General features: G+C 71.1%; 15 protein-coding genes and 3 pseudogenes. 9 read left to right on the plus strand and 9 right to left on the minus strand.

The annotated features are described in order from the left end of the window. Positions 1–617: 617 nt before the first annotated feature. On the minus strand, positions 618–2,351 hold the full coding sequence (locus DEP02_RS28120; protein WP_112470490.1) for an HEXXH motif domain-containing protein: 1,734 nt from the start codon (positions 2,349–2,351) through the stop codon (positions 618–620). A 9-nt stretch (positions 2,352–2,360) separates the two neighbouring features. Next, entirely contained in the window at positions 2,361–2,531 is a 171-nt protein-coding gene (locus tag DEP02_RS33710) for a hypothetical protein (protein ID WP_157977557.1), read from the minus strand. Positions 2,532–2,718: 187 nt separating this feature from the next. Here DEP02_RS33710 and DEP02_RS28125 point away from each other — a divergent pair, with 187 nt between their 5' ends. The 4 genes from DEP02_RS28125 (at position 2,719) to DEP02_RS28135 (ending at position 6,284) form a co-directional block, all read left to right on the plus strand. Further along, positions 2,719–3,021 (plus strand): trypco2 family protein, encoded by a 303-nt coding sequence (locus DEP02_RS28125; RefSeq protein WP_198668626.1) that lies wholly within the window; start codon positions 2,719–2,721, stop codon positions 3,019–3,021. Positions 3,022–3,077: 56 nt separating this feature from the next. Continuing rightward, on the plus strand, positions 3,078–4,133 hold the full coding sequence (locus tag DEP02_RS28130) for an effector-associated domain 2-containing protein (RefSeq protein ID WP_157977558.1): 1,056 nt from the start codon (positions 3,078–3,080) through the stop codon (positions 4,131–4,133). Positions 4,134–4,242: 109 nt separating this feature from the next. After that, on the plus strand, positions 4,243–4,446 hold the full coding sequence (locus DEP02_RS33715; RefSeq protein ID WP_157977559.1) for a hypothetical protein: 204 nt from the start codon (positions 4,243–4,245) through the stop codon (positions 4,444–4,446). A gap of 14 nt (positions 4,447–4,460) precedes the next feature. After that, the gene (locus DEP02_RS28135; RefSeq protein ID WP_112470492.1) at positions 4,461–6,284 is read left to right on the plus strand and encodes an HEXXH motif domain-containing protein; all 1,824 of its coding nucleotides are present in this window, start codon (positions 4,461–4,463) and stop codon (positions 6,282–6,284) included. 81 nt (positions 6,285–6,365) lie between these two features. Here DEP02_RS28135 and fxsT read toward each other — a convergent pair whose 3' ends face one another. Together fxsT and DEP02_RS28145 are read right to left on the minus strand one after the other, a co-directional pair. Then, positions 6,366–10,202, minus strand: coding sequence for an FxSxx-COOH system tetratricopeptide repeat protein (gene fxsT / locus DEP02_RS28140; protein WP_157977560.1), 3,837 nt, complete (start codon positions 10,200–10,202; stop codon positions 6,366–6,368). Positions 10,203–10,612: 410 nt separating this feature from the next. Beyond that, positions 10,613–12,085: a VMAP-C domain-containing protein gene (locus tag DEP02_RS28145; RefSeq protein ID WP_112470494.1), complete on the minus strand. Its 1,473-nt coding sequence runs from the start codon at positions 12,083–12,085 to the stop codon at positions 10,613–10,615. A gap of 453 nt (positions 12,086–12,538) precedes the next feature. Here DEP02_RS28145 and DEP02_RS33720 point away from each other — a divergent pair, with 453 nt between their 5' ends. Beyond that, positions 12,539–12,721, plus strand: a complete 183-nt coding sequence (locus DEP02_RS33720) for a hypothetical protein (RefSeq protein ID WP_157977561.1) — start codon at positions 12,539–12,541, stop codon at positions 12,719–12,721. Between the two features lie 297 nt (positions 12,722–13,018). Here DEP02_RS33720 and DEP02_RS28150 read toward each other — a convergent pair. The 4 genes and pseudogenes from DEP02_RS28150 to DEP02_RS28155 all read right to left on the minus strand — a co-directional run. After that, a pseudogene (locus tag DEP02_RS28150) lies at positions 13,019–13,249 on the minus strand (rhomboid family intramembrane serine protease); the annotation flags it as partial. A gap of 82 nt (positions 13,250–13,331) precedes the next feature. After that, complete coding sequence (locus DEP02_RS35040; RefSeq protein WP_232839307.1) at positions 13,332–13,604, minus strand: hypothetical protein; 273 nt, start codon at positions 13,602–13,604, stop codon at positions 13,332–13,334. Between the two features lie 21 nt (positions 13,605–13,625). After that, positions 13,626–13,766, minus strand: a pseudogene (locus DEP02_RS35385) (hypothetical protein); the annotation flags it as partial. Beyond that, positions 13,759–14,691: pseudogene (locus tag DEP02_RS28155) on the minus strand (IS110 family RNA-guided transposase); the annotation flags it as partial. The pseudogenes DEP02_RS35385 and DEP02_RS28155, both read right to left, overlap by 8 nt. Before the next feature lie 365 nt (positions 14,692–15,056). Between DEP02_RS28155 and DEP02_RS28160 the strand changes: the two are divergent. After that, positions 15,057–15,254, plus strand: coding sequence for a hypothetical protein (locus DEP02_RS28160; RefSeq protein ID WP_157977562.1), 198 nt, complete (start codon positions 15,057–15,059; stop codon positions 15,252–15,254). Positions 15,255–15,451: 197 nt separating this feature from the next. Here DEP02_RS28160 and DEP02_RS28165 read toward each other — a convergent pair whose 3' ends face one another. Next, positions 15,452–15,910, minus strand: coding sequence for a MarR family winged helix-turn-helix transcriptional regulator (locus DEP02_RS28165; RefSeq protein ID WP_112470496.1), 459 nt, complete (start codon positions 15,908–15,910; stop codon positions 15,452–15,454). A gap of 180 nt (positions 15,911–16,090) precedes the next feature. Here DEP02_RS28165 and DEP02_RS28170 point away from each other — a divergent pair, with 180 nt between their 5' ends. The 3 genes from DEP02_RS28170 to DEP02_RS28180 all read left to right on the plus strand — a co-directional run bounded on the left by DEP02_RS28170 (position 16,091) and on the right by DEP02_RS28180 (position 19,613). Beyond that, on the plus strand, positions 16,091–17,725 hold the full coding sequence (locus tag DEP02_RS28170; protein ID WP_232839306.1) for an acyl-CoA synthetase: 1,635 nt from the start codon (positions 16,091–16,093) through the stop codon (positions 17,723–17,725). 75 nt (positions 17,726–17,800) lie between these two features. After that, entirely contained in the window at positions 17,801–18,769 is a 969-nt protein-coding gene (locus DEP02_RS28175; protein ID WP_112470497.1) for an ABC transporter substrate-binding protein, read from the plus strand. A 43-nt stretch (positions 18,770–18,812) separates the two neighbouring features. Next, positions 18,813–19,613: a crotonase/enoyl-CoA hydratase family protein gene (locus DEP02_RS28180; RefSeq protein WP_112470498.1), complete on the plus strand. Its 801-nt coding sequence runs from the start codon at positions 18,813–18,815 to the stop codon at positions 19,611–19,613. Positions 19,614–19,617 lie beyond the last annotated feature (4 nt).

Raw genomic sequence — 19,617 nt, forward strand, 5'->3', positions numbered from 1 at the left:
CGCCCCGCCCCGCGCGCCGGCCCGTCGCGCACGCCGCGCTGCCCCGCGCGCCGGCCCGTCCGCGTACCCGCCCGTGAGCAGTGGCCGTACCGCTCGGGATCCGTGAGTACCGCCCGGATCGCATGACGGGCGTCGGCTGCTGTGGCGGTATTGGCTCCGCGGTGGTGCGGCAGCGTGATCAGCGCCTGGGGGGAAGGTGCGCCCGCGGCCGCGCCGCCAGGTCGTCTCGTCCACGCCGAGCAGCTCGGGGAAGGCTGCCCGGCCGTCGACGGAGAGCGGGTTCCATGCCTGGAACGGGTCGCGGGCCGGATGGAGTGGTGCGAGGAACACGCCGCCCGGGTGTTTTCGATGCGTTCCGCAGTGCGGGTGTACTGCCGTTGCATTCCCGGCGAGGCCCGGCCCTTCTCCGCGGAGCCCGTCTTGTCGGCCACAGGAACGGTGCCGTCGGCGCCGAGGTGTTCGGCGGGGCGTAGGTGGCGTCCCGCCGGGTGGTGCAGGGGATCAAGGCGCTGGAACCCGCAGGCCGGCGGCGGCTGGGTCCGCCGGACCGAGTGTTCAACCCGCCTCAGCGGGACACTTCGCGGGCTGCCACCTCCCCATCAGGCAGGCATGCGGGATCAGGCAGGCATGCGGGGCGCGGGCGCAAGCGTGCGGCCCAGCTCCAGCGGGTCGGCGCGTCCGCCGAGCTCGGTGTACAGGGCCGTGGCCAGCTCCGGGTGGGCGAGCAGCCCCTCGCCGGCGGGGTCCCCTTCGGCCCGGGCGGCGAGTCCCAGCCCCGCCCAGGCCTCGGGATCGCCCTCGCCGCGGACGATGCGCGCGTGGCAGGCGCGCAGCGCCTCGGCCGTACGGCCCGTGACGAGATCGATGTCCTCGGGCCGCGCGCCGCTCACCGTGGCACCGGGGTCGTCCCGCAGCCTCCCGAACCCCGCCGGGTCCGCCAGCAGCCACCTCACCAGCACCGCCCGCGTGTCGAAGCCCCGCACCGGCCGCCCCGCGACGAGCGTCGGCCCGTGGCGCTGCGGAACAGGCCCGGCCTCGTGGGGCCAGGCCGCCGCGTGGGCCCGGACCGTATCCGGGTCGGGTCGCAGGTGGTACGCCCGCCAGGTCGCGCGGTGGTCCGCGATCGCAAGGTCGGCCGCGGCGCGGGTCCGCGCGTCCACCGGTTCCGCGAGCCACGGCTCCAGCCGCCCCGCGAGCTCGCCCACCAGGCGCCGCCCCAGGTCGGTGAGCCCGTCCGACCGGCCGATCGTGTGGAGCGCGTGCGCCGTCTGGGCTCGCCACAGCGCGTACTCGAACCGCCCGAGCGGATGGTCGCGCCGTCGCCAGAAGGCTGTGACCCCGAAGAACGCGTACACCCCTTGGAGCAGCCCGCCCAGCGGCCGGGGGTCGTCCCGCCAGGGGGCGTAGTACAGCCGGGCCTCCGGGTCCTCGTACAGGGTGAACAGGTGCATGAACGCGCTGAGTTTGTTGTGCTGGAACTCGTGCACCAGCGTCGAGGCGAACTGCTCGCCGTCGTCGGGAACCGACGCCACCGCCGTGCCGAAGGCGTCGCCGGAGGAGGCGCTGTGCGGCCGGAACCGCTCGGAGCGTGGGCGGGGGACCACGGACACCAGTCCGTCTGCCAGCGCCCGAGCCTCCTCCCGATCGGTGGAGTGCAGGATCTCCCAGGCCGAGCTGAACAGCTCCTGCCACTGGGCGGCGGAGTCGAGCGGCTCGGGAACGCCTGGTGCGCGCAGGGCGCGATAAGGGTCGATGTCGTCCAGGAGCAGCATGCACCCGTCGGCGCGCAGCTCGGCCGGCGCGTGCCAGCCCGATTCGCCCAGCCGGCGGCCCGCGATCCGCACGTCCCCGTCGCGGGCGGACACCTCGGCCACGGTCCAGTCCGGGCCGCCGGGCACCCGCATGGCCCCGAGCGCGGGCAGAACGGCCCAGCCGTACCGGACCGGGATGTCGGTACGGAACTCCAGGCCGGCGCGGATCGCCGCGCTCGCGGCGAGTGCGTGCAGGTGCCCCGTCTCCGCCCACAGGGGCGCTTCGTGGTCGGCTGTGCCCCGCAGTCGGCGCAGTGTGTGCGCCGACCACATACCGACGGCCGGATACGACAGCAACCGCTCCACCTCCTGCGCCGCCGCGGACCAAGCCCGCGACAACAGGCGCCAGCCCTCGTCCAAGGGAGGCAGGGGACCGGTCGGTGCCGTCGCGGCCGCGTCCAGCAGGGCCCGTACGACGAGCAGCCGCCAGCTGCGCTCGCTCGCGCGCAAGGCGTCCACCGTCGCGGGGCCTCCCCCGCCGCCCAGCAGTTCGTCGAACGACTGCGGTGACAGGACGTGGGGCCGGGCCGTCTGGTGCATGGAAGGTGCCTATTCGTCGCGCTGTGGGTTGTAGCCGCCGAGGCTGCCGGCCGGGTCGTCGATACGGCTGAGCAGGCGCCGCATGGAGCCCTCGGCGGACGGCAGCTCCAGGCCCGGCCAGATGTCCAACGGGACGCCGCTGAGGTCGATCAGCTCCGACTCGACTCCGGTCTTCTCCATGACGCCGTCCCCATGACAGTGGAAGTGAAGTGACACAAAGAATGCCTGATATGTGCCACTGTCTTGCGGTTTCAACACTTTTCAGGCCGCGGCACGACCCTAATGCATCCATGGCGTCAGGTGATTCCAGAAAGGCGGAATCCACCCGGATCGAGTGAAGGAAGGGCGTTCCGGGTAGAGACCGGACGTGATTGAACTCGCCGAGCTCATAGAAGAGTTGCGCCGCGAACTCACCGCGGCCCGCATCGCGGCGCAGGGGGAGGACCTGTACTTCGAGGTGGGCCCGGTGGAGCTGGAGGCGGCCGTCGTCGTGGAGCGGTCCGCGACGGCGGGTGGGAAGATCCGCTTCTGGGTGGTGGAGACCGGCGCGGACGGCCGGCTGGCGGACAGCGTCACGCACCGGGTGAAGCTGACACTCGATCCGCGCACACGCAGCGGTGGCGGACGTGCGCCGTGGGTGGGCGGCGACGAGGCCGAGGGCGAGCGCTGAGCGCGGTGACCCGGGTGCGCCGGGGACTGGATCCGGTACGCGTGGCGGAGGTGCTGGTGCGACGGCTCGAGGGGCGCGGCAGCGGACGGCGAGGTTCCGGCTACCGTGTCGGCCCGGCGCACGTCCTCACCGCCGCGCATGTCGTCCGTGCCACCGAGGCGGAGCGGCCCCTGGTACACGTACGTTTCGAAGCCGACCGCCCCGACGAGTGGACCGCGTCCGCGCGAGTGGTGCTGGCCTCCGAGAAGGCCGACGTGGCGCTCCTGGAACTCACCGGGCCCGTGCCGACCGGTGTTCACGCGGCCGTGACCGAGCCGCCCTCGTACGGTGCCGTACCCGACACGGACGAACTGCTGCCGTGCAGCGCGCTGGGCTTCCCGCGGTTCAAGCTGCGCGAGGACCGGATGCGCCGGCTCGACGACGGCTCACCTTCCCAGTACCGCGACTCCTGCCACGCCACCGGGATGATCTCGGTGCTGTCCAACCGCCGCGAGGGCACCCTCGAACTCGCGGTCACCCCACCGCAGTCGGACCCCGAACCCGACCGCTCCCCCTGGGAGGGCATGTCCGGCGCGGCGGTCTGGCACGCCGACACGCTCATCGGACTGGTCAGCGCCCACCACCGCTCGGACGGCCTGGGCCGCCTCGCCGCCGTCCGCGCGGACCGCTGGTACGAGCTGCTGCCGGGGACTGACCTGACCCTGCTGCACCGGTACGCCGGGCTGCCCACGTCACCACCCGAGCCGGCCGCCCTCTCGACCGGCACCGCGGGCCCCGGCAGCCTGGCGCACCTGCCGGACGACTTGCCGCTGCGGGAACTCGACGGGCTGGTCGGAGCGTTGACCGCACTGCCCACGGTGAGCGAGCACACCACCCTGGCGCTGGTGCTGGGCAGTATCGATCCGGTGATCGCGGCCATGAGCCCCCGCTCACCGGCGCTGCGGCCGGACGTGTTCGGGATCCTGCGCACCTGCCTGCGCTATCGCGGCACGCTGGACCAACTCATGGAGGCGATACGACTGATGGAGGGTGACTCCGCCGGAATGGCCCGCCTTGACAAGGAGGCGATGGAGTTGTCCCGGCGCCACCGCGGCGGCGACGACGACCGCTGACCCGATATGGCAGCCCTGCGCGGATGTGGTGTTTCATCCAGGCTACGGCGGGCCATTATCAGGGGGATGTGAGCAGCCCGCATCCGCACTTGCAACCGGGGGAAGGGGTTTGGCCGTCATGGAGTCGTCTGCGGCCGCCGTCGAGTCCAGCCTTGTCGATCTCGCGGGGGTGTCTCTTGAAACACTGCGCTCCATTGACAGTCGATTTCTCGCCACGTCGCTTCAGGAACTGCAGCACGGGATCGATCACCCGCTGGCCAGCGTCTCCGGCTTCGGAGAAGGAGAAGGAAGCGGCAAGAGGCGTCTCCACTGACGACGGGGCCGCCCATGAGCGCTGAGCCGTCCCTGCCGCATCATCGTGTCCCGGCCGGCAGCCTTGCCGAACTGGCCCGCGGCGAGGGCGGACCGGCGACCGTGGACCTCCTGACCGCGGCCGAACGCAGCCGCCGGCTGCTGCTGTTACGGATGCTCGACGACGCCACGGACCTGGGTCCGGCGTGGGATCTGCTCAGTGCCGCTCAGCGCCGCACCCCCACTGTCGTCGACGAGCTGCTCATGTATCCGCAGACCGGAATGTGGCTGGCCACCGCGTTGCGTCGGCTGCGCGCCGACACCACGGAGAAGGACGAGCCGCCGCTGGCAGTGGTGCTCGGCCATGTCCGTGCACTGGCCGCCGCGGCCGCGTTACGCGCGGAGCTCGACTTCAGCATCGAGGTACCGGTCCGGCACGGCAGGATTCCCCTGCCCACCCTGGGCTGCGCCGAACTGCCCTCGGCCGATCCGTGGACGACGGCCACCGTGCGGGCCGAAGCCGGACGTGCCGTGGTCCGGACGCCGGGGCACACGGTCGCCGTGCCGCGGCCGCCCGGATCGGCGGGGCCGGGGTGGCATCCGGTGCGCCGGCTCGCGGTCGGCCCGGCCGGACTGCGGCTGGAAGTCGCCCTGGACGACATCGACCCGTACCGGACGTATCCGCAGCCGACCGAGCCGCACCCGCTGTCCGAGGAGGCCGCGGCGCGGTGGCGGCGGACGTTGGAGCGGTCCTGGAGGGTACTGCTGCGGGACCAGCCCGAGACGGCCGCCGCGATGCGGAGGGGCGTGTTCTCTCTGAGTCCCACCCCGGCAAGGGAAAGGTTTCGGCCACGCAGCGTGTCGTCAGGGGACGCGTTCGGCGGCATCGAGGCCTCGGAGCCGGACGACGCCGTCCAGCTGGCCGTCACGCTCGTGCACGAGTTCCAGCACACCAAGCTGAGCGGTCTGCTGCATCTGACACCGCTCGTGACCCGGGACGCCGACAGCGGTACGGAGCTGTGGTACGCGCCTTGGCGGGACGACCCCCGCCCGCTCGAAGGGCTCCTTCAGGGCATCTACGCCTTCGTGGGCGTCACCCGTTTCTGGCGGGCCCACCGGCGTGCCACCGACGCACGGACCGCGACGGCGGACTTCGAGTTCGCGTTGTGGCGAGCCCACGTGGCCACGGCGATGGAACAGATCCGCCGTCATCCACGCCTCACCCCGCTCGGCACCGCCCTGTTGGACACGCTCCGCGACCGTTGCGCGCAGTGGCTCGCCGAGCCCGTACCCGAGGACCACCTGGCGTCGGCCCGGCTCTGTGCCGCCGACCATGTGGGACGCTGGCGGGCCCATCATCTACGGCCCGCCCCGGCGACCGTGGACGAGGCCGCACGGGCCTGGCTGGCCGGCGAGAGCGGACCGCCCGGCGCCCTGGCGTCCGAGCCGGAGGTGGTGCCCGATCCCTCCGCGCGATGGCTGGACTGCCTGGCGATGCTCGTCCGCCACCGCCTCAGCGGCGCGGCCGACGACCGGCACCCCGAAGGGCCTGAAGAGGCCGCCGCCCGGGTCACCGGAGCACTGGCCGGTGACGTCCTGCTGGCAGCCGGCGATGCCGCCGCGGCCCGTCAGGCATACGTGGCCCACCTGGCCGTGGAGCCCGGACGGGCCGGCACATGGGCGGGCCTCGGCCGGGCCCTCGCCGCGTCGGACGCGCACCCGATCGCGGCCCACCTGCTCGGTCACCACCCCGAACGGGCCCGTGCGGTGCACGAAGCCCTGCTCCGCACCACCGGCACCCCACCCGACCCCATCCACCTGGCCACGTGGCTCGGCTCACCGCCGTCCGCAGCGCACTGACCGGACAGCGTTGCGCCGACCGGACGCGGCAGTGCCGCCCCTCCCGGCAGGAGCGGCACTCCGGTCCGTGGGCCCGTCACCTCACAGCGGCATCGGATCGATGTCGCAGTTGGCCCGCTTCCGGGCCCGTACCTGGAGCGTCGCCGGGTGGGGACCGGCCGGACGGGGCTCGTCCAGGACGCGCTCCATGCGGGTCAGGACATCCGCGTGCAGTGCCTCGCCCTCCGCCTCCCGGCCGACGGCGATGAGGTCCAGGGCGAGGTTGGCCCCGCACACCAGCGTGGTGGGGTGGTCCTCGCCCAGCCTCGCCGTGCACAGCGCCGATGTCCTCTCGCCGAGTTCGCGGGCATCGTCCGCCCGCCCCAGCGCGCTCAGATCGCTCGCCAGGTTGATGGCGCAGGCGAGCGTGATCGGATGGCTCTCCCCCAGGCGTTCGGTCAACGACCGGAGCGCCTCCTCGTCCTGCTCCTTGGCCTCCTCGACCCGGCCCAGCAGCCGGTAGGTCACCGCCAGGTCGATGTCGGCCGCCAGGACGTGCGGATGGTCGCTCCTGAAGAGCCGGCGGAACCGCTCGCACGCCCTCTCTCCGCGGTCCCGGGCCGCCTCCAGCTCACCGTTGTGCCGCAACGCCATCGCCAGGGTGAGCGCGGCCGTCAGGGACTCCGGGTGGGTGTCGCCGTAGCGACGGGTGAACTGGCTGAACGCCTCGCGCGCCAACTCGAGTGCGGCGGTGTGGTCGCCCTCCTTGCGGCAGGACACGGCGAGCTGCCGGAGACTACGGAGGGTCACGGGGTTGCTGGGTCCGAAGAGGGTCCGGTAGCCGTCGACGACCGCCTGTTGCAGGGACCGTGCGCCGACGTAGTCACCGTTCTCACGGACGTCGATGGCGATGCTCGCCTCGGCCATCAGCGACTGTCGGTGATCACGGCCGAACAGCCGCGTCTTCATCGCGTACGTGCGCCGGTCCAGTTCCAGCGCGCGCTGGAACTCACCGAGGATCCGGAGGCTCACCCCCAGGTTGTGGGCGGTGGCCAGCGTGACGGGGTCGTCCTCGCCGAAGGCGCGGCGGGCCCGGTCGTAGGCCTTCTGGTCCAGTTCGGCGCCGGTGAGGAAGTCTCCCTGGACGCGGCGTACCGCCGCGTCCAGGTTCATCGTCTCCAGCGCGTCCTCCCGGGTGTCCTCGCGGTCCGGGGGCGCCGTGCGGGTGTAGACGTCCTTGAGCCGGGCGGCGATCCGGGACGCGTCGTCGTACCGGCCCACCTTCAGGTAGAGGAAGCCGAGCCACCACCCCATCAGGAGGGTCTGCTGGTCCTCCTCGCCGAACAACTGCTGCCAGGTCTCCCAGACCTGCTCGGTGAACTCGCGGGCGACCTTGTGGTCTCCCCAGTACCAGAGGTACCTGGCGATGTTCCGCACGAGCTGGCGGACCCACGGCTGGTCGGACTCGACCGCGCCGGAGGCGATGACATGACCGTAGAGCTCGGCGTAGCGCGGCCAGTTGGCCGACTGACTGGGCCCCTTCGGGTCGGCGGCGGCAAGCAGTGTGTGGGCGCCGTCGCGCATGCGCTTCTGTTCCCCGGGGGACATCCTGTTGATGAGCACGGCCTGCACGAGGCGGTGCATCTCGATCGAGTTGGTCCGGTGGTCGATACGGGCGAGGGAGTAGCGGTTGATCTCCCGAATGGCGCGGGCCAGCCGCATCGGGTCGTTGAGGGCCCTGTCCAGCTCGGGGTCGATCGTGGACCCGCCGAGCCCGGAGAAGATGGAGCGGGAAATGGGGTCCGGCGCGAAGTAGGAGCAGAGCTGGAGCAGGCGCAGGGCGGTGAGGCTGCGGGTCTCGAGGTGGTCGAGGGAGACGTTCCACGCGGCGGCCACCGGCAGTTGGTAGTCCGGCGGCGGGGACACCGCGAGGAGTTCGCTGCGCTTGTGCTCGAACAGCCGCAGGTACTCCGACACCGGCATTCCGGTCTCCGCCCGCCAGGCCGCGGCCTGTTCCAGGGCGAGGGGGAGGTCGCCGAGGGCGTCGGCGAGGCGGTCCGCGTCGGCGTTGTCGAGACCGTCGGGACCGGAGCGGCGCAGCAGCTCCTTGCTCTCCTCCCGGGTGAAGACGTCGACCTCGAGGGAGGGGCCGACCACGCTCCAGCGGCGGTTGCGTGAGGTGACGAGGATGGTGCCGCTGCCCCCGGTGGGGAAGTAGTCGCGGACCCGCTCGGGACTGTCGGCGTTGTCGAAGACCAGCAGCCAGCGGGAGTACGGCCGCCCCTCGCGCAGCGCCTCGCGCACCGCGGGTCCGGCGATGTTGGCCTCGGAAGTGGTGACGAGGCCGAGCCGCTGGGCGAGTTCGACCAGGGCCTGGCCGATCTGGCCGGGGCGCTCGGCGGGGATCCACCAGACGATGTCGTACTCGGACTGGTGCCGGTAGGCGTACTCGATGGCCAGCTGGGTCTTGCCGACGCCGCCCATGCCGTGGATGGCCTCCGGCAGCACGGTTGTCGCCGAACCCTCCCGCAGGCGCTCGCTCAGCCGCTCCAGAAGATCCACGCGGCCGGTGAAGTTCGGGTTGCGTGGGGGGATGTTGCCCCAGATGCGCGGCTGCGTCGAACGCCCGCTCCCCACCGCGGGCTCCTGCTGCGTGGTGGACATGGCCGTGACTCCTTCTGCAGTTGTCTCGTGCGCGTTTGGGGCGGTGCGCCCGGGGCGGGGACTCGCGCCTTTGCGCAGGCTCACGGTGTTCTCGCGGTCGTACTCGCGCAGGGCGCGGGCGAGTCGCTCGGCTTGTGGCAGGAAACGTCCGGACAGGGCACGCAGTGCGGCCAGTTCGACGCGCAGGAAGGCGACGTTGTGCCGGGTCACCGGCGGGACACGGGCCGCCTCGAGCGGATCGCCGGCGCCCGGCCGGACCGGCTCGGTGCCCTCCGGGGCGATCAGCGCCCGTACGTCGTGCAGCACCCGGATGGTGTCACGACGGCGCGACAGCGCCAATAACTCCTGGCGGTTGTCCGGACCGAAGGTGAAGGCCACGCCGGTGGCGCGCTCGGCATCCCCGCTCGCCGGCCGTACCAGTCCGCTCATCAGCAGCTCGGTGAGGTGGGCGGGGCCGGCGCCCGGCACGGACGCTGTCAACGCCGCCATCACCGGCAGCGTCAGCGGTGCCGCCGCCAGCCGGGTGGCGAGCGCGAAGGCGGTGGGCGAGGCGGCGGCGCGGAAGTCCGAGACGCGCTCCCGGGCGGGGACGGCGCTGTCGGGGTCGGGGACGCCGTGGCCCCAGGGCACCGCCCGCGCGGCGTCCGATCGCCGCTTCCAGTCACGGGCCCGGACGCCGGACATCTCCGTCCCCCCGGAACCGCGTCCGGCCACCAGGTCGACCCAGCAGGACAGGGAGCGCTCGGTCGCCTCCAGGACGGGCACCGGCACCACGCCGGCCCGGGCGGTGGCGTCTTCGACGGGTTCGAGGGGGGAGGTGCGCAGCTCCCACCGCAACGAGTCGTTCGGCGCCCAGGGACGTGTGGCGCTCAGGTGCATGCGGTGCACGTCCAGGCCGGCGCGGAACCACAGCCGCTGCGGCAGCAGATGCAGCACGGCGAGCGGCTCGGACCGGCCGAGTTCCCGCAGCAGCGGCAGCACCGCGCCCGCCCGCCAGCCCGCGGCGAGGCCGTCGGTCAGCACCAGCACCACCCGGTGCCGGGTGGTGCTGGGGGGCAGGTGGTCCAGCCGGATCCGGGTCGGCTCGGTGTCGTCCGAACTCAGCAGCCGCACGGTGGTGATCCGGCCCAGCCGCTCCTGACGGGCGAGCCCGTCGGCCAGTCGGCCGATCGTGCCCTCCCACACACGCATGCTCACGTGGTCGTCGACGACGAGCAGAACGGCCGGGCGATCGGCCGGGTCCGACGGTCCCAGTCCGCTCAGGGCGTGCAGCACGCCCTCCAACGACGCCTCGTCAGGCGCTGGTGCCGATACCGGTCGTGGGCTGTCGTCACGCTGCATGAGCGCCCTCGGAGCGTCCAGCGCTGCCTGAGCATGGAGGAAGGGCGCAGGAGGAGTCCCGCAGTCCGCGGGCATGCGTGACATCCACGTCGCCAAGCCTGGCAGTGGTGCGCGTGCGGTGCAAGACGGGTGTCCACCAGGGGGATGACGGGAGGGATCACAAGTCGACTTTCGGGAACGCGCCCCCGGTGGTGTGGAGTACGCGGGACGCCCGCTGAGGCTGCTCCGACCACCAGCGTGGCACCCCGTCAACCCTCCGCGCAAGACCGTCGCAATACGACCCCGCACCGGTAATCGCCGCAGGAGCACCTCGGCCTGTGCCTCGGTCCGCGGGGTCATGGCCGCTACACCGGACCGGGCGGCCCCGGCTTGCGCTCGGGGTCGTCGAGCAGAATGGCCAGGTGGCGGCCCACATGCTGGTTCCAGACCTCGGGTCCGAGCGCCAGGGCCTCTTTGCGCCACTTCCCGACGCGTTCCACCAGACTGCCGAGCCCCCGGTCCTGCAGTATTTCGCCGATGGCGTCCTGGAACGAAGGATCCGAGCAGTCGCTGCGGTGCCAGACCATCGCGGGTACGCCGGCCCGCAACCCGGCCAGGACTTCCCGCCGACCGGTACCCGAGTCGTCGCCGGGCGGCTCGCTGAGCACCAGGCAGACCGCGTACTGGTCCTCCTTCAACTCACGCTCCAGATGGAAGAAGTACGTCGATTCCCGCCCCGGACGGCTCCAGTGCGGATGACTGTCCGCAGGGCGCTCCCGAAGCTGCCGCCACTTGTTGTGCCAGGTCCGGTGCCACGCGGCCCGCTGTAAACGCTCGAGGCTGCGCACCACGACCGGGTAGTCCAGCGCCAGCGGGGTGGGAGAGTCGGAGTCGGACTCCTTCGGCCACCACTCGACGGGCTCGTTCAGCAGCTCCCACGGCAGGATGAACTCCAGGAGGACCGGCTGCCGCAGGTCGGCCCACCTCTCCTCGACCTCCTCCACCAGTCTCTCCACCGCGCCGGGGAGTTCCTCCCGACGCAGGTGGACGGTCTCGCCCCGTACGGGGTGCCAGCCCTCCGGGTCGGACTGGCGCCAGTGCGACAGGTAGAAGCGGCCCGCCTCGATCCGGTCCGGCTCGAACTGGATCATCAGGTACGCGGGGACCAGCGAGGGCGCGGCCCGCGGCAACTCCGAGTGCTGCCAGTCCCTCAGTGCGCCGTCCAGCCGCAGGGTGTGGACCTGGCTGCGAGTGAAGCGGCGCAGTACCTCGGCGGCGTCGGCCCGGCTGTCCTCCACCAACCTGTCGGCACAGAGCGCGAGGAAGGCCATGCTGGGCGGGAGTTCACCGTTCGGGGAGTTCTCCCCCGCCAGTCGCAGGAAGACCTGCCACCCGGTCCGGCACCAGGAGGGCAGTTCCTGCACCCGGGACCGGCTCGCGCGACGCGCCATGGTCGCGAGGTCCGGAGAGCTCATCGACAGCAGGACGGGCCGCAACGGACGCAGATCGGCGTTGTTGAAGAAGTCGACGGCCTCCCACTCGTCCACCAGCGGCCACAGAGTGGCGACCGTCGTCGACTGCTGTTCCACATACTCCAGCGACCGCACCAGACAGGCCAGCCCGTCGCCGACCTCGGTGCACGCGATGACGATCTGCAGCAGCCAGGGCCGCAGCCGGTCCCCGCCGAACGGTTCCACGGGAGAGGCCAGCTCGGCCGCGAGCATCTCCCGCCAGATCTCACGGCTGCTCGCCTGGTTCACCGTGGACGAGCCCTGCAACGCGTCCACGATGGAGACGACCAGTTCGTTGCGGACCCGTTCCGGACTGCGCCCGTTCACCCCGTTACCTCCAGACAGCCGGCGCGGTTCCCTGATGGTGCCGACCAGAGTAAGGCCGTGGAGCGGGGCATGGCGGGGAAAACGCGGGTCACCGGCACGCCCGGCCTGGGACCCGCACTGTCGGAGCCCCTTGTCATGAGAGGGATCAAGCATCATGTCGGGTGGCGCTGACCTGCAAGGACAGCGCCACCCGACATGAACTGACACTCCGGAGGCGGTCCTGCGGGGGCTGTGGGGGAAGACGTTCACCCGGATTCCTCCCAAGCGGCGGACCGGGACCGAGTGCGGACGGCCGGCTCTGGAGTGTGCATCGGAATCGCCGGCGCACATTTGCTATCAGTGCTGAGGTGCCGCGCCTCGTGTTCGGTCCGTGACAACGCTGGTGCGTCCGTCATAGCGGCGCGTGACGCTGGAGTACACGCACGCTTGGAGACCAGTGCTCCGGCTGAGATCGTGATCTTCAGGTCTGGGCCGGGGCTTGTCGCCCGTCATGGTGCCTCGGGGCCGGGCCTGGTGGCGGCCTCGCCGGACGGACCGGCGGTGCTGGTGGGCCGCATCGTGAAGGGGTCGGACGGCGAGGGCCATGACCAGGCGCTGAACCCCGCCGCCGTCCTGCAGGCCGCGACCATGCGGTGAACTGGTCCCGACGGCGGCGCCGCCACCAAGCAGGTGCCCGACGCTGTCATTACATGTGGCGCGGGCACCCGTTGGTGGGACGGCCGGCCCAAGACCGTCCAGCCCATGCCACATCCCAGCCACGCTCCCCACCGCCAGGCCGCTGACCAGGAGAAATACAGAAGTCCGGCTGGAGTGCCAACTGGGGAATTCCCGCTGTGTTCCGCGCCGCTTTGCGATGTGGCACCTCCGACAGAGGTGCTCAAGGGCCCCGCCGGGCTCGGCTGTGAGCCCCTGGAGGGCCTCCACGTGTGGGCCCTACCAGGCCCGTCGCGTCTGTCGTCCGAAGAGGATGCCGCCCGGTTCGGGCGGTGGGGGAGTGCCGGGTTTGAGGGGCCAGGCGAGCAGCATGCCCGCGATGAAGCCGATCACGTGCGCGGCGTACGCCACGGTGCCCGCCTCGGTGACGGCCTCGCCGGCGGAGTAGAACGCCTGCAGTACGAACCAGAAGCCCAGCACCAGCCAGGCCGGCAGCCGCAGCCCTCTGAACGGAAAATCCCAGACCAGCCGGGCAGGCGGCAGCGTCCGTTCGGCGTCAGCCGGGCGGACGGGCTTGGAGCGGTTGTGGTGCTCAGCCCACAGCTTCCACGGGGGTGAGGGCGACCTGGTGGCCGAGGGCCTGGAGCTGGCGGACGAGGGCTTGGGTCTTGCGGGCGGGGTTGACCAGGCGTTGGTGATGGTCGGGCCCGAGGTCTTCGAAGCGGGCGGCGGGATCGTTGATGATGTGCCAGACGATCACCAGCATCGACCGGGCCACCGCGACGATGGCCTTCTTGTGTCCCCGGTGTTTGACGAGTCTGCGGTAGCGGGCTCCGAGGAAGGTGTCGGTCCGGGCCGCGGCCATCGCCGCTTCCCCGATCATCCCCTTGAGCCACGGGTTGCCGTGCCCGGTGGGCCCCGAGGTGTTCTTGCCGCCGGACTGGATCGTACGAGGCGCGAGCTTGGCCCCACGACACCAGGTGGCCGGAGGTCGGGAAGACCCGCATGTCCGGGCCGAGTTCAGCAACGATCACCTCGGCTGCAGTCCGGCCGATCCCGGGGATCTCGTCCAGACGCTCGACCAGCGATAACAGGTCCGCCCCGCCGGTACCGCCCGGGGCACCGCGGGGCCGGCCTGCGCCCCCGTCCGCCTCCGGCAGACGGATCCCGGCGAGCTGGGCGGTGATCCGCTGCGACAGCTCGTCCACCTGGACGGTGATCCGGTCGATGGTCTCCAGTAGCAGCCGGCACAGGTAGGCATGGTGATCGTCGAACTGGCCGGTCAGCGCCTCCACCAGCGCATCGTGCTTGGAGACCAGCCGGCCACGGGCGAGACCGGCCAGTGCTTGCGGGCTTCGCTCTCCACCGGTCAGCGCCTCCAGCATGGCGCGTCCCGAGGCGCCGAAGAGGTTGGTGGCCACCGACGAGAGTTTGATCTGTGCGTCCTCCAGCACCTTCTCGATGCGCTGCCTGTTACGGCTGCGTTCGCCGATGAAGACCGAGCGGAGCCGGGTCAGGTCGCGCAGTTCCCGGATCGGTCGGGGCGGCACGAAGGAAGGCCGGAGCATACCCCGCTCGGCGAGCTTGCACAGCCACACCGCGTCGAGCTTGTCGGTCTTGGGACGGCCCGGGACGTTCTTGACGTCGCGAGCGTTGGCCAGCCAGCACTCCAGGCCGCGGGCTTCGAGGAGGTAGAACCACGGCTTCCAGTAGCTGCCCGTCGCCTCCATGACCACCCGGGTAACGCCCTGGCAGAGCAGGTGATCGCCCAATTCCAGAATGGCGTTCGTGGTCGCGCCCACGTTCCACACCCGCTGGGTGCGACGTCCCTCGATCCTTTCGTGCGGCAAACGCGGGCACAGCATCCCGGACGCCTTGGCCACATCGATCGCGGCGACTCGCTCTACCAGTTCCGCTGTCTGCTCGACCGCCTCGGGCTCGTCAATCCACATCCCCTCCCTCACACGGACCCTCCGGGCGGCAGCCACCCGCAGGGCCGTGAGGGGAAAACGAGAATCTGAACGGCGTGCTCAAAAGCGACAGTGCGCGGCCCCTCCGGCCGGTCCCGGCGCCAGGCTCTGTCCCGGGCTCACTGTCCCAAAGAGGGAGCGACGTCGGCGGGCGGCCACCACGGCCCATTTTCACGCCTGTGAGGCGTCCCCGCGGGGGATATGAGGGACTCTGTCGGCCTTGGGTGAGACGCCCCGCTTCGGCGGGTTAGCCTGAGAGGGCACGACAGGAGGACCACCCCCTCACGACCAGCACCAAGCCTGCCGGATCCGACCCGGCTCCCCGGCCGAAGCGCCGCATGACGGAATTGAGCAGCAGAGTCCGCAGCACTGTGAAGGTCTTCCGCTCCAGCGAAGCGGCCCAGAGGTTCCTTGCCGCCTTCAGCCGGCTCTCCAGCCGCTTCCGCCCCCGACGTCGTTTGATCACAGCGAGTGGCTACCGCACCGAGATGACCGAACGGTTCCGCATCTGGAAGACCGTCACCGGAGCCCTTGCGACCGCCTGACCGGGATGCCCCCGGCCCGGCCGAACGCACCGCCAGTACACCTCGACTCGCCTGCCGCAACAGCAGCTCGGCAACACCTCTGTGGCATGGGGAGCCGGCCTCCCCGCAGCCGGGAACGAGGGCGTGATCGACGCCGATCCGGACTGCCGCAGCGAGATGTGGCGCGCCGCGGAGGCGCGACTCGGAGGTGAAGGGAGTCAGCTGTCTGGGAGGGCCAGCCTGCGCAGCACCGTTAGGAACTCCTCGCGTTGGGCGGGTGACAGGTGGCCCAGCAGGCGGTCGTGGGCGTCGCCGATGTCGATCCGGACCACGTCGAAGAGCTTCCGGCCGCGTGTTGTCGCGACGACGAGCTTGGCGCGGCGGTCGCCGACCGCGGCCTCTCGCTCGACGAGCCCGAGGTCCTCCAACGTGTCGACGAGCGTCACGATCTGGCTCGGGTTGAGCATGAGGAAGTCGGACAGTTCCTTCTGGGTCCGCGGCCGCGTGCAGGCGGTCGTCAGGACCGCGTACTGGCGCACCTTGAGACCGTGCTTTGCGAGGACCTGGGTGTCGTTCGCGGCGCCGAGGGCGCCGGCGCGGATGAGGAGGAAGACGAGGTTGTGGTCGAGCGCCGACTCGGATTCCGATTCGCTGGCTGACGCGCGATCGGAAGGCATCGGTGGCGCTCCCGTGGAGCTGCGCGCGGCGGTTCTTGGCACGGTGGCCTCCTCGCGGAGTGTTCGGGACGCGGACACAGTAATCACACCATGAGCAAACCATTGTTTTTTTGAACGATATCTGTTGTCATGCTTCTCGCCCGGTCGGGCACCATCCCAGCGTGTTGAGGAGGACCGAAGATGGGAAGCGCCGCCGCTGCCGCGGATCCGGTGACCCCGCCGCCGCCCACGCCCTTCGACCTCGCGGCCAGCCGCATCGACAACCTCGGTATCGGCTCGTGGCCGGCTCGGCGAGCGCGGGTCCGCCCGGATGCCGTCGCGTGGGAGTTCGAGGGTGCGGAGCGCACCTACCTCGAGGTCCACGAGCGGACCAACCGCCTTGCCAACGCCCTTCGCGCCGCAGGCGTCGAGCCGGGGGACCGGGTCGCCTACATCGGGTTCAACCATCCGGCCCTCCTCGAGGTGTTCTTCGCGTGCGGCATGGTCGGCGCGGCAGCGGTTCTCGTCAACCCGCGCCTGTCCGGGCCGGAGGCGGCCTACATCCTCGCGGACAGCGGCGCGCGGCTGTGCGTCTACGGCGAGGCGCAGGTAGCCAACGTCGGGGGCCATCTGATCCATGCTGTCGGCGCCGTCGAGAGCTGGATCCACGTCGACGAGCCCGCCACCGGGGCGGATGGACCCGCCTACGAGGACTTCCTCGCCACCGGGTACCCCGTATGGGAATCCGCAGCGGTGCCGCTCGAGGCCACGGCGCTTATCATGTACACGTCGGGGACGACCGGCCGCCCGAAGGGCGCGATGCTCTCGCACCGGGCGCTCTTCTACCAGAACGTCAACGCGCTCATCGGCCAGGACCTCCGGCAGGACGAGCACCACCTCGTCTGCGCCCCGCTCTTCCACATCGCCGGGCTCAACATGATGACGCTGCCGACCTTCACGCTCGGCGGGCGGCTCCTCATCCAGCGTGGCTTCGATGCCCCGACGGTGCTGCGCACGCTCGAGGAGCGGCAGGTCACCTCGGCGTTCTTCGTCCCGGCCATGCTCGACGCCATCAGTCAGCAGCCCCGCTTCGCCGAGGCGGACCTGTCCTCGGTACGGGCCCTCATGGTCGGTGGGTCGCCCCTGCCGGACCGGACGATCGCGACGTGGGCGGCCAAGGGGGTCCCGCTGATGCAGGGCTTCGGCATGACCGAGACGGCCCCCGGGACGAGGATGCTCGAGCCGCGCGACAACGTGCACAAGTCCGGCTCGGTCGGCCGGCCCCACTTCTTCACCGACAGCGTCGTCGTCGGGTTCGACGGGCCGGCGCCTCCCGGCAAGGCCGGCGAGATCCTCATCGCCGGGCCGAACGTCATGACCGGCTACTGGAACCTTCCCGAGGCGACCGCGGAGGCCCTCGCCGACGGTTGGTACCACAGCGGCGACGTCGGGATCAGCGACGAGGAGGGCTACCTCTTCGTCAAGGACCGGGTCAAGGACATGTACATCTCGGGCGGGGAGAACGTCTATCCCGCAGAGGTGGAGAACAGCCTGCTCCAGCTCGAGGGCGTCCGTGACTGTGCCGTCATCGGCGTGCCGGACGGCCGTTGGGGCGAATCCGGGGTGGCCTACGTCGAGCCCGCGGCCGGCGTCGAGCTCGACGGGGCGGAGTTGCGCGAGCAGCTGCGCGAGCGCCTCGCCGGCTACAAGCTCCCCCGCGAGGTCGTGATCGTCGAGGCGATCCCCCGCAATGTGACCGGCAAGATCCAGAAGTTCCGCCTGCGGGAGCAGTTCGCCGCCGACAACCAACAGGGGCCAGGACCGGCCCGTCCCTGAACGCTGCCCGAAGCCGCGCGGCAGCGACACCCATAGCCGTACGTACGAGTGCCGGCAAGCCAAGGAGACATACACATGAAGAAGATGACCTTCACGGCGCTGGTGCTCGCGAGTGCCCTCGCCATGAGTGCCTGTGGCTCCTCGGAGCCGGCCAAGGGGACCGCCGGTAGCGGCGGGACGACCAAGGTGACCGTCGGCACCCTGCCGATCCTGCCCACCGCGGCGATCATGCTGGGCATGGACAAGGGCTTCTTCGCCAAGGAGGGACTGGACGTCAAGCTCGAGACCGGCCAGGGTGGTGCGGCGCTCGTGCCCGCGGTCATGTCCGGGCAGATGCAGTTCGCGACGGGCAACCCGATCTCCCTGCTCCAGGCGCGGGACAAGGGTCTCGACGTCCGCGTCGTCTCGTCCTACACCTACGACACCGACAAGGGTGTCCACGCCGTCCTCACGAGGCCGGACAGCGGTATCAAGACCGCCAAGGATCTCGTGGGCAAGAAGGTCGCCGTCAACACCCTGAAGTCCATGGGCGACCTGCTCATCATGGACGCGGTGAAGAAGGACGGGGGTGACCCGAAGGCCGTCTCGTTCGTCGAGCTGCCGTACCCGAACATGGAGGCGGCTCTCCAGAGCGGCCAGGTCGACGCGGTGTGGACTCCCGAGCCGTTCATGACGATCATCCGCAAGGCCGACAACCCCGTGGTGACCTACCCGGGCGTCGCCTCGGTCAAGGGCCACCCGACGATGGTCTACTTCGCGAGCGGCACGCTCGTGAAGTCGAAGCCGGAGCTCGTCTCGGCCATGGCCAAGGCGATCAACGCGACCATGGACTACGCGCAGGCGCACCCGGACGAGGTCCGCGCCAAGGCGGCGTCGACCCTCAAGATCGACCCTGCCCTGTCGAAGGCGGTCGTCCTCGAGGACATGGGCGGCCCCGTGCGCAAGGACGAGCTGACCTCGATGGGTGGCCTGATGAAGGAGTACGGCGTCATCACCAAGGACGCCGACGTCGTCGGCCTGCTGCAGTCCGTTCCGAAGCCCTGAGCGGTGCAGCCGACGGAACCTGCCACAACATTCAGGAGTGACAATGATCGAACCGGCCACGACGCAGCCGTCGGCGCTGCCACAGACAGTGCGGCGCCGGAGCGACGGCCCGGTCGACATCCTCGAGCTCGCCCGCCCGGACAAGCGCAACGCCCTTGACAACGAAACGGTTCTCGGACTCGGCGCCTACTTCCGCGCCGTGCCCGAGGGGGTGCGCGCGGTCGTCCTCGCCGCCGAGGGCCGGCACTTCTGTGCCGGACTCGACCTCAACACGATGGACGAGTCGGGCGTGTTCGAGGGAGTACTGCACTCGCGGATGTGGCACGGGGCACTCGATGCGCTCATCGCCTCGCCCGTCCCGATCTTCAGCGTACTCAAGGGTGCGGTGATCGGCGGTGGCCTCGAGCTGGCGTCCGCGACCCACGTGCGGGTGGCCGAACCTTCGACGTTCTATGCGCTGCCGGAGGGGCAGCGCGGGCTGTTCGTCGGAGGTGGCGCGTCGGTGCGACTGCCCCGGCTCATCGGAGCTGCGCGGATGACGGACATGATGCTCACGGGCCGCCGCTACGACGCCGTCGAGGGGGAGCGGATCGGCCTGTCCCAGTACGTCGTCGAGGACGGGAACGGCCTGCCGACCGCACTGGAGCTGGCCCATCGCGCCGCGGCCAACAGCCCGATCACGAACTACGGGATCCTCCACGTGCTGCCACGCACCGCGGAGGCGAACCCGCACGAGGGCTACCTCATCGAGTCGCTCATGGCCGGCATCGCCTCCGGCAGCGATGAGGCGAAGTCGCGGATGCGCGCCTTCCTCGACCGTGACACGGCGGGGGCCCGGGCGTGACCGC

The sequence above is a fragment of the Streptomyces triticisoli genome (genome assembly GCF_003270085.1).
GTDB classification, from domain to species: domain Bacteria; phylum Actinomycetota; class Actinomycetes; order Streptomycetales; family Streptomycetaceae; genus Streptomyces; species Streptomyces triticisoli.